The 8,484-nt window shown below is 51.0% G+C and carries 9 protein-coding genes; 5 read left to right on the forward strand and 4 right to left on the reverse strand.

The window, feature by feature from the left end; all coding sequences use genetic code 11:
• Positions 1 to 14 precede the first annotated feature (14 nt).
• From K3G39_RS19895 to K3G39_RS19905, 3 genes are all read left to right on the forward strand, one after another.
• Positions 15 to 1,022: a dipeptidase gene (locus K3G39_RS19895; protein ID WP_220627927.1), complete on the forward strand. Its 1,008-nt coding sequence runs from the start codon at positions 15 to 17 to the stop codon at positions 1,020 to 1,022.
• A gap of 178 nt (positions 1,023 to 1,200) precedes the next feature.
• The gene (locus tag K3G39_RS19900) at positions 1,201 to 1,386 is read left to right on the forward strand and encodes a hypothetical protein (protein ID WP_220627928.1); all 186 of its coding nucleotides are present in this window, start codon (positions 1,201 to 1,203) and stop codon (positions 1,384 to 1,386) included.
• A 90-nt stretch (positions 1,387 to 1,476) separates the two neighbouring features.
• Positions 1,477 to 2,145 carry a hypothetical protein gene (locus K3G39_RS19905; RefSeq protein WP_220627929.1) on the forward strand — a complete coding sequence of 223 codons (669 nt, stop codon included), beginning with the start codon at positions 1,477 to 1,479 and terminating at the stop codon, positions 2,143 to 2,145.
• A 17-nt stretch (positions 2,146 to 2,162) separates the two neighbouring features.
• Here K3G39_RS19905 and K3G39_RS19910 read toward each other — a convergent pair whose 3' ends face one another.
• From K3G39_RS19910 to K3G39_RS19925, 4 genes are all read right to left on the reverse strand, one after another.
• Positions 2,163 to 2,717 (reverse strand): DUF4142 domain-containing protein, encoded by a 555-nt coding sequence (locus tag K3G39_RS19910; RefSeq protein WP_220627930.1) that lies wholly within the window; start codon positions 2,715 to 2,717, stop codon positions 2,163 to 2,165.
• A 103-nt stretch (positions 2,718 to 2,820) separates the two neighbouring features.
• On the reverse strand, positions 2,821 to 5,136 hold the full coding sequence (locus tag K3G39_RS19915; RefSeq protein WP_220627931.1) for a M20/M25/M40 family metallo-hydrolase: 2,316 nt from the start codon (positions 5,134 to 5,136) through the stop codon (positions 2,821 to 2,823).
• Between the two features lie 234 nt (positions 5,137 to 5,370).
• On the reverse strand, positions 5,371 to 6,153 hold the full coding sequence (locus K3G39_RS19920; protein ID WP_220627932.1) for a TerC family protein: 783 nt from the start codon (positions 6,151 to 6,153) through the stop codon (positions 5,371 to 5,373).
• Between the two features lie 78 nt (positions 6,154 to 6,231).
• A complete protein-coding gene (locus K3G39_RS19925; protein WP_220627933.1) occupies positions 6,232 to 6,729 on the reverse strand; it encodes a YajQ family cyclic di-GMP-binding protein in 498 nt (165 codons plus the stop codon).
• A 603-nt stretch (positions 6,730 to 7,332) separates the two neighbouring features.
• Here K3G39_RS19925 and K3G39_RS19930 point away from each other — a divergent pair.
• Together K3G39_RS19930 and K3G39_RS19935 are read left to right on the forward strand one after the other, a co-directional pair.
• Positions 7,333 to 7,764, forward strand: coding sequence for a GNAT family N-acetyltransferase (locus tag K3G39_RS19930; protein ID WP_220627934.1), 432 nt, complete (start codon positions 7,333 to 7,335; stop codon positions 7,762 to 7,764).
• Positions 7,765 to 7,776: 12 nt separating this feature from the next.
• Complete coding sequence (locus K3G39_RS19935; RefSeq protein ID WP_220627935.1) at positions 7,777 to 8,325, forward strand: lipocalin family protein; 549 nt, start codon at positions 7,777 to 7,779, stop codon at positions 8,323 to 8,325.
• The last annotated feature ends 159 nt before the right edge of the window (positions 8,326 to 8,484 follow it).

An 8,484-nucleotide genomic window follows, 5' to 3' on the forward strand; every position in this document is an offset into this window, starting at 1 on the left:
CCAAACCTATACTTATGCGCTCTCCCGCTCGACTGCCGATTATAGACCTCCACTGCGACCTGCTGGTATACCTGTCGGATGTACCCAATTCGGCCATCAACAACGTTGCTGAGATCGGATGTTCTTTACCTGCCCTCACGCAGGGCAACGTACGGTTGCAGACGATGGCTATTTATTGCGCCACCGCGGCCGGGAGTACAAATTATGCTCACCTGCAGGCCGAAATATTCCGCAAGCTGGCCACAGACGAGCGCAGCTGCCTGACTGCAGTAACAGATATAGCATCGTTACAAAATGCCCTGAGTGGCAATGGCGATATCGGTATGATTGCTTCTATTGAGAACGCCTCTGGTTTTTGCGAAGAGGACGAACCGCTGGAAGATGGCTTCAAGAAACTGGAAAAGATCATTGAAGCGGTGGAGCGGCTTTTATACATCAGTTTCACACACCACATGGGCAACCGCTTCGGGGGTGGCAACATGACGGACCGAGGCATTACACGCGACGGCAAAATGCTGCTCGACTACCTGCACGGCCGCCGCATCGCCGTGGACTTTTCGCATACCAGCGATGCCCTGGCCTACGACATCCTCGAGCACATCGACCGCGAGCGACTCGATATACCTGTTATGGCCAGTCACTCTAACTTCCGGCCGGTCTGGGAGCACAACCGCAACCTGCCAGACGAGATCGCACAGGAGATCATTCACCGACAGGGACTGATCGGCATGAATTTCTTGCGGGCTTTTGTGAACAATGAGCAGCCCGAGGCCTTGTTGCAGCACATTCTGTACGGTTTTGAGAAAGGGGCTGAAGACAGCATCTGCTTCGGAGCCGACTATTTTTATACCCTCGATTCGCCCGATCTGAGCCGTATCCCTTACTATTTTAAAGAACACGAGCACGCGGGTGCCAGCTATACCTACCTGCTGGAGCAGCTGCAGGAAAAGCTCCAGCAACCTCAGCTCGAGAAACTTGCATTTAGAAATGTACAGCGCTTTCTTGAGCGCATCTGGTCCTGATTCAGGCTTTAATCCTATACCTTAAGTTAGCGCCCGCATCGTTTTTTTGCCTGAAATCTTGTGCTGAAAATAATATTTATTATATTTCATGTGGACTATATAGAAGCCTTTTAAACAAGCCTTTCTTTGTTATAACATACTTCTGTATTTCGGGTTTTTCACCTTATAAAAAGCCACTATGAAATTCATCGGACTGTTTCTCCTTCTTGCCGGGCTGGTTTCGCTCGTTATAGGTCTCACAGGTGCTAACTTACTTGTATTGAACTGGGTTAACCAGTGGGGCGAGGGTATTGGATGGGCCATACGGGCAGGTATAACGGCGCTCGGTGGGGTATTGTACTATATTTACCGACACGAAGATTAAGGCCATTCGCTTATTTTCTATATAGAAACTTTGCCATGTGCAAACAAACTGCGTATACGCAAATAATGTACACTAAATGCCGAAACAGCCATGGACTCTCCGCAGTACGCACCATACTATATTCAGATAAATGAGCTTTACATTGATACCGTCGTAATTGACGATACGGAGTTCATCACCTTGTGGTGTTTTACTGTGCTTGATGAGGAATACAAGTTCATATACCTGGGCTGCGACTTCACACAGTTCAACCAAATTTTGATCGGCGCCGGCGACAAAGGCAAGGAGATTGCCCTGCACATGGCCAACGTACTCAACAGTGAGCACGACTCCCCTACCCTGGTGCCTATAAAAGAACAGTTTGATGACTACCTGGAGCTAACCGGTTTCGACCTGATTGTGTATGAGCCGCTGGCCGTGGATGATGAACTGGAAGATGAGTACGATGACGACGATGACCTGCCGCTGGAACAACTCTTGGGCGGCGGAAGCAAGCGGTCGGATAATACCTCGCAGAAGTACCTGATCTACCAACTCGACAAGCTATACCCTTCCAAGATCTTCGAGCCTGAGCAGCTGCAGCGCGAAAGCATGACAGAACAGTTTGAGGATGACTCGCTGGAACTGGCGCAGCTCTACTACGATTACCTCAATGCCTCCGAAAACGGCTACTCTGAATGCGAAGCCCGCCAGGTGGCAGGCCTGGAGAAAGATCTTTTCTTCCGGATGGCCCGCAAAGCCGCCGATCTCTGGAGCTAATTCTAAACCTGCTATACCTACCTGACACTGTCATCCTGCGCAGCTAATTGCAGGCGCGCCCGCAGTTGCAACTGCATCTCGTTTACCCAGTTCCGGATTTCCTCTTCTTCTGCTTTTAACAGCATTTCGCTGTAATGATCCAACTGCGATTGCTGCGAGGTATATACATACTCCCTGTAGCGCTCATCAAACGTAGTGCCAGTCAGTTTCTCAAATTCATCTACAGTTATTCTGTCAGCCGACCCCAGCGAATCGGGCATGCTGGTGTGCAGCCCCTCGGCTCTGGCAACCTGCCGCAATTGCTTCATGGCCTGGTTGTAAAAGGCCAGCATTTCGGTGCCAAGGGCTTTTACCTCTTCGGATTGAGCACGCTCCGAGGCCAACCGGGCCAGCTCAGTCTGCAGCATGGTGGTGCTGGCGGCATAGTCTATAAAGGCGGCACTGCGGCTCATTTCTTTTACAACCGGCGGCGCGGCAGTTTTGGATTGTTCGGTTTTGGGGCTATCGCCGCAGGCAATCATGAGTAGAAAAATAAGCCCGAAGGCCAGGGTGAGTAATTTATCGGTGAGCATAAGCAAGGGTGCACAGGGTGTCGTCTATAGCTATACCGTATACCTTGCCTCACAAGTTATGCCCTATACCTGAAAACACTTAAAAGTACAGCAATGCCTTGGTTTAAAACCTATACGACTTCCGAACCAGTGTCAGGTTGCTTTCGCGGCCCTGCTCTGGTATGACATGGGCGGGCAGAGGTTTTTTTATCAGCTGCTGCGGCAGACCAATGCTCACATCATACAGGTATAGCTGCAGGCCACTGCTCTGTTTCAGGCGCACTTGTAGTTCCACTTCTTTTGAGTCCGGCAGTCCGTGTACCTTGGCAAAGTATACCGGTCCTTGCGCTGTCTCCAGTGGGCCCAGCGTGAGCGCCTCGCCGTTGATAGTGGCTCCCAGCATACCGCCTTCTTCGGTGGGTTGCAGCACCAGGTCCAGGTGGGCGGCTCCTCGCGGTGACTGCAACCGGATGGTCAGTACCCGTTCGCCAGGGGCTATTGCTTCGTTCACCAGACTGGCGACAGGCACCTGCACAGGTATAGGCGCAGCTTCGTTTTTCAGGTATTCCCGTGCGGCCATGGGGTAAATTTCAGTTAGGGCTTCGGTAGTTGGGTTGGGGAAGAACTGCTGGTTCCAGTCGTCGGTGCGCTTGTAGGCGGAGGCCCAGACGGCGACATCATCGTCGGCGTTAAGGTAGTAGCTCACGTGGCTGTGCAAAGGCTGAGCGGGGCTCGGTTTCTCTGCCTCAATGGCCCGGAACAGCTGTATACCTCCGGTAAAAAGCAAGAAGGCAGGCAGCAAAGGCAGCGTACGCCAACCAAAACTTCGCTCTATGGTGATCAGCAAAGGTATAGCCAGCCCGGCAAGCAGGAGTAGTGTGGCTACCGTCGCGACAGGCATCTGCAGGGCAAACACCACAAAAAGGAAATTTACCTGCGGCATCAGCATGAAAATGGCGGGTGCTATACCTACCAGCAATACCAGCGCATACGCCCAGGCAACCGGCTGCTGGTGCAGGTCTTTCAGGAAAAGCACCAGTAAGGCCAGAAGGCAGAAAAGCAACGGAAACATGAACAGATAGGCCGCAGCAGGCACCAGCACCAAGGCCGCCACCATCAGGGCAAACCAGTGCAGGCAAACGCCCACGGCTAAGGCAAATACCGACATCCAACGCAGCAGCAACCAGCATAATAGCAGCATCAGTCCCAGAGCCAGCAGCAGATAGCCCATAAAGAAACGTACGGTGCCATATACCCCGTTGACGTCATGGCTGTAAGGCAGCATAGCTTTTATGAAGTTGGTGATCGGAAAAGTCAGCCCTGCCACAATCGCTATTACCAGCAGAAAACCTAAAAAGCCGCCCAATAGTTGCCCTACCGAAAAAGCTTTCCTGCGAATACCCACTATAATACATGCCAACAGGAGCATCGTGGTCAGCGCTGCCCACAGCAGGTTCCAAACAGCAGGATACTGCACGAGCCAACTGCCTGCCGGGTTGAAGAAAATCTTGTCTTGCGACTTGGTATTGTCGAGCGATATATTGCCCAAGTGCCGTACCAGTGCCAGCATGTTGCTGCCGTGGTGCTGCAGGCTGTTGCGGTTCAGGTTTTCAGGCGAGTCGGTCATTTTATGGTAATGCACAAACCCATCGATGAAAGCCGAGTTCACGCCCGTATACCCGGCATCTCTGAACACAGTAAAATCGGTGTTGTTGGGCAGGTGGCGGTATACCTCGTACATCATGGAACTGGCAAATGGGTAGGGAGCCGCCTCGGCAAACTGCTCTACGACCCAGCCGTTTTCTGGACTTATCTCGAAGGTCATGCTCGGGCCGGCGTTGCCGCGCGCCTCTACGTTCACGACCACGCCTACTTCCTGCACCCAAGGGTGCTTCAGAAAAGCCTTAGCCCCGTACAAACCATACTCCTCGCCATCCGTCATCAGGAAAATAACATCGTGCTGCAGCGGTTCGCCCACTTGCAGAGCACGAGCTGTCTCGAGCATGGCGGCTATACCTGCGCCATCGTCGCTGGCGCCGGTGGTGTTGGGCTGCGAGTCGTAGTGGGCCATCATCAGCACGGCTTTATCGCCCGGTTGGGTGCCTTTCAATCGACCCAGGAGGTTGTATACATAGCCCACATTGCTGGTTTCGCCTACAGGATTTACGACTACCTGTTCCTGCACCTGTGGCTGTAGTCCCAGCATCTCCATTTGATTGAGCAGATACTGTCGAACTTCAGCATGGCCTGGCGTACCCATGGCGTGGGGCTGACTCGCTACCTCCCGCACATGTGCCATAGCCCGCTCCGCAGAGAATTCAGTGGCCCGTGCATTAGCTGGTAGCGCCTCAGGTGGACTCATCAAGCTTACACTATACACACTCAAGCCCACAAGGGAAATCAACAAAAAGAGGGATATGAGATAAGGTCTTTTAGACATGGCTAGGTATAGGGTGGTTCTGTACGGTTAATATAGTAAATTCATATGTATGTCTTTTACTTTCTCTTGACTGCCAAGATGTTTTGTGTGAAGTAAAACTTATGCTTTTCACTCCACGTGCGCTGAACTTTGACTATACCGCTGCCGGAAGCTTTTGTGAAAACCAGTGACTTCAAAAATAAAATCCCCGACAGGTTTACTGCCGGGGATTTTGCAAAGGAATTATAAGCTGATTTAGCGGGACGGATCGTCTTCGGGCAACAATACTTCGTTCTGACGCAGGTGCACCGGGTCGGTTTTCTTGCGCAGCTTCAGGTTGAGCATTTCCACCATCAGCGAGAAGAACATGGCGAAATAAATGTAGCCTTTCGGGATGTGCTGGTGCAGCGCCTCCACAACCAGCATAAAGCCGATCAACAGCAGGAAGGAAAGCGCCAGCATCTTCACGGTCGGGTGCTTGTTCACAAAGTCGCTCACGTACTTGGCGAAAATCAGCATAATGCCCATCGCAATGATCACGGCAACAATCATCACAATAATTTCCTGCGCCAGACCAACAGCCGTCAGAATGGAGTCGAAAGAGAAGACGATGTCGATCAGGATGATCTGGATGAGCACTTTGCCTAGTGTGGCTGTACCTTGGCCAGCATTGTGACCTTCCACCTCACCCTCCAGTTTGTTGTGTATCTCGGTAACCGACTTGGCCAGCAAGAACAGACCACCTGCAAAGAGAATAATGTCGCGCCACGACACCGGAAAATCCTCTTCCGTAAACGGCAAATTGATCGAGAAAATCGGATTACTCGCGCTCACGATCCAGGCGATGAACATCAGCAGGATAATGCGGAAAACCAGTGCCAGCGTCAAGCCAATATTACGCCCCCTGGCCTGTTGCTCCTTCGGCAATCGGCTCACGATGATCGAGATGAACACAATGTTGTCGATGCCGAGCACAACCTCCATAAAGGTCAGGGTCAGCAGACTTATCCAGGTGTCCGGATTAGCGAATATTTCCATAAGGTGCGGGTTGAATTGTTAAATGGCTAAATTGTTAAATGGTTGCCGTCAGCTAAAAACAATTTAACCATTCAACCATTACGACTTCATGTTGACGTACTGAAGCGGCATACCAATTTCTTCGGCGTTTGTACGCAAAACAGCGATTATTTGCTGCAGATCGTCAATCTTTTTACCTGTCACCCGGATGGTTTCGTCCATGATGGCGGCCGACACCTTTACCTTGCTGTCTTTGATCAGCTTCATGATCTTTTTGGAAGTCTCCTTGTCGATGCCGGCTTTTACTTTGATGTCTTTCTTCACCATGGCACCGCTCTGGTAGGCTTCTTTAGAAAAGTCGAGGGCAGTGGCGTCAAGGCCCTGTTTCACCATTTTACCGATGAGCACGTCCTCGGTGTGTTGCACGCGCATATCATTTTCCATGCTGATGTGCACTTCGTTGTTTTTCTTGTCGAACTCCAGCGAGCCTTTGGTGTCGCGGAAGTCGTAGCGGTTCATGATTTCCTTGCGGGCCACATTCACCGCATTGTCCATAATCTGCGGATCTACTTTGCTGATGATATCGAAAGATGCCATAGTTTTCGGGTTAGGTTAAATGATAAGATTTACACGGTTAATAAGCTGCAAAGTTATTTATCTAATTGTTGATTGCTAATGGGTGAATTGCTAAATGGGTAAATTGTTGGTTGTTGGGGGTAATGGTTGATTGTAGAATGGTATTCATCCCAGCCTTGCCCTTTTATCGGTGGCCCCTACCCCCAAAACAGGGGAAGGAGCGGTGCACTATTAACATCCCCCTGCTCCCTTTCAAAAGGGGAGTTGCTGCTACTACCAATTCTCCAGGTATAGCTTCGTAGCACATACCACTGGCAGGTATAGCAAGACACACTCGCACGCTGACAATGAAACAGCTCACTTCGCCAAGTGCACCAACCGACACTCCACTGTTGGGGGTGAAGGGGTCCCCCTGTAAAGAGCGTTCAGCGAGTGGGGGTAGGGGCCCTCCTCGATTTGGAGGGTCTTGACTTTTTTGCCTACTTTTTGTGTCAAGACAAAAAGTAGGGCCCGCCCGGCCAGGGCAAGCTATAAAACAACACAACCCGCTATACCTGTAACGGCTCTACCCATACCTACAACACCATATTTTACACTAAACTTGCATTCTAAAATCGCGACCACATGAAAGTCATAGAACCCGCTACACCCGAGCAATTCAAACAATACTACCAACTGCGTTACGATACCCTGCGCAAACCCTGGAACCAGCCCGAGGGCAGCGAACGTGCCGATGACGATAACCAAGCCATACACGCTATGCTCGTAGATGAAAACAATGAAGCTGTAGGCGTATGTCGTCTGCACCTGAACACACCGCAGGAAGGGCAGATCCGTTTTATGGGCGTGCGGGGTGACAAACAGGGTCTACGCCTCGGCGATCAGCTGATCAATTACCTCGAGGACCGTGCCCGACAGCTTGGGGCTACTACCATGACCCTGCAAGCCCGCGAAAACGCCGTAAACTTTTACCGCCGCAATGGGTATGAGGTAGTAGAAAAAACATACCTGTTGTTTGGCTCTATTCAGCATTACAAAATGGCCAGGCAACTCTAACACGTTGCAAGTATGGCTTTAGACAAAAACAAAAAACTTATCCTAACCGCTGGGGCTGTGTTGCTCGGCACTGCTATTATCAGCAGTTGCAGCAGCACAAACGCGCCGCTAGAAACGGTGCCTAACGTGGACCTGGATCGCTACATGGGCAAGTGGTACGAGATCGCGTCTATCCCGCAGCGCTTCACTAAGGGCTGCCGCTGCACCACGGCTGACTATAAATTTAATGCCGAAAAGGGCTATGTCGAGGTATACAACTCCTGTCTGAAAAAAGGGAAAAAGAGTGATGTGAAGGGAAAGGCTTTTCCGGTGGAGGGCAGTAACAACAGCAAGCTCAGGGTACAGTTCTTCTGGCCTTTTAAAGGTGACTACTGGATTCTGGAGCTCGACCCGGAATACCGCTACGTGATGGTGGGCGCACCCGACCGCGAAAGCCTCTGGTTCCTTTCCCGCACTCCTACTATGGATGATGCCACTTACGCCAGACTAGAGCAACTGGCCAATGCCAAGGGTTTCCCGGTGGAGCAGTTGCAAATGACGGATCAGAAGTGCGCTGAGTAGCGGGTAAACCGCGCCACAATCAGTTCAGTTATACCTAGTACACAGTCAATTTAGTCATTAGGTATCACTTTAGCATACTGAGAAGCCATCTTTTCCCTGGCCTCCTTGACTGTGAAGCTCCAGTGGATTTTTACTTGTTTCTCATTTCGTTCTTCTATC

Origin of the sequence: Pontibacter sp. HSC-14F20 (assembly GCF_019599265.1) — a bacterium.
In the GTDB taxonomy this organism is placed as follows: Bacteria; Bacteroidota; Bacteroidia; order Cytophagales; family Hymenobacteraceae; genus Pontibacter.

Coding starts and splice junctions, on each gene's coding strand:
- K3G39_RS19895 (WP_220627927.1), top strand. CDS start 15: ATGCGCTCTCCCGCTCGACTGCCGATTATAGACCTCCACTGCGACCTG.
- K3G39_RS19900 (WP_220627928.1), top strand. CDS start 1,201: ATGAAATTCATCGGACTGTTTCTCCTTCTTGCCGGGCTGGTTTCGCTC.
- K3G39_RS19905 (WP_220627929.1), top strand. CDS start 1,477: ATGGACTCTCCGCAGTACGCACCATACTATATTCAGATAAATGAGCTT.
- K3G39_RS19910 (WP_220627930.1), bottom strand. CDS start 2,717: ATGCTCACCGATAAATTACTCACCCTGGCCTTCGGGCTTATTTTTCTA.
- K3G39_RS19915 (WP_220627931.1), bottom strand. CDS start 5,136: ATGTCTAAAAGACCTTATCTCATATCCCTCTTTTTGTTGATTTCCCTT.
- K3G39_RS19920 (WP_220627932.1), bottom strand. CDS start 6,153: ATGGAAATATTCGCTAATCCGGACACCTGGATAAGTCTGCTGACCCTG.
- K3G39_RS19925 (WP_220627933.1), bottom strand. CDS start 6,729: ATGGCATCTTTCGATATCATCAGCAAAGTAGATCCGCAGATTATGGAC.
- K3G39_RS19930 (WP_220627934.1), top strand. CDS start 7,333: ATGAAAGTCATAGAACCCGCTACACCCGAGCAATTCAAACAATACTAC.
- K3G39_RS19935 (WP_220627935.1), top strand. CDS start 7,777: ATGGCTTTAGACAAAAACAAAAAACTTATCCTAACCGCTGGGGCTGTG.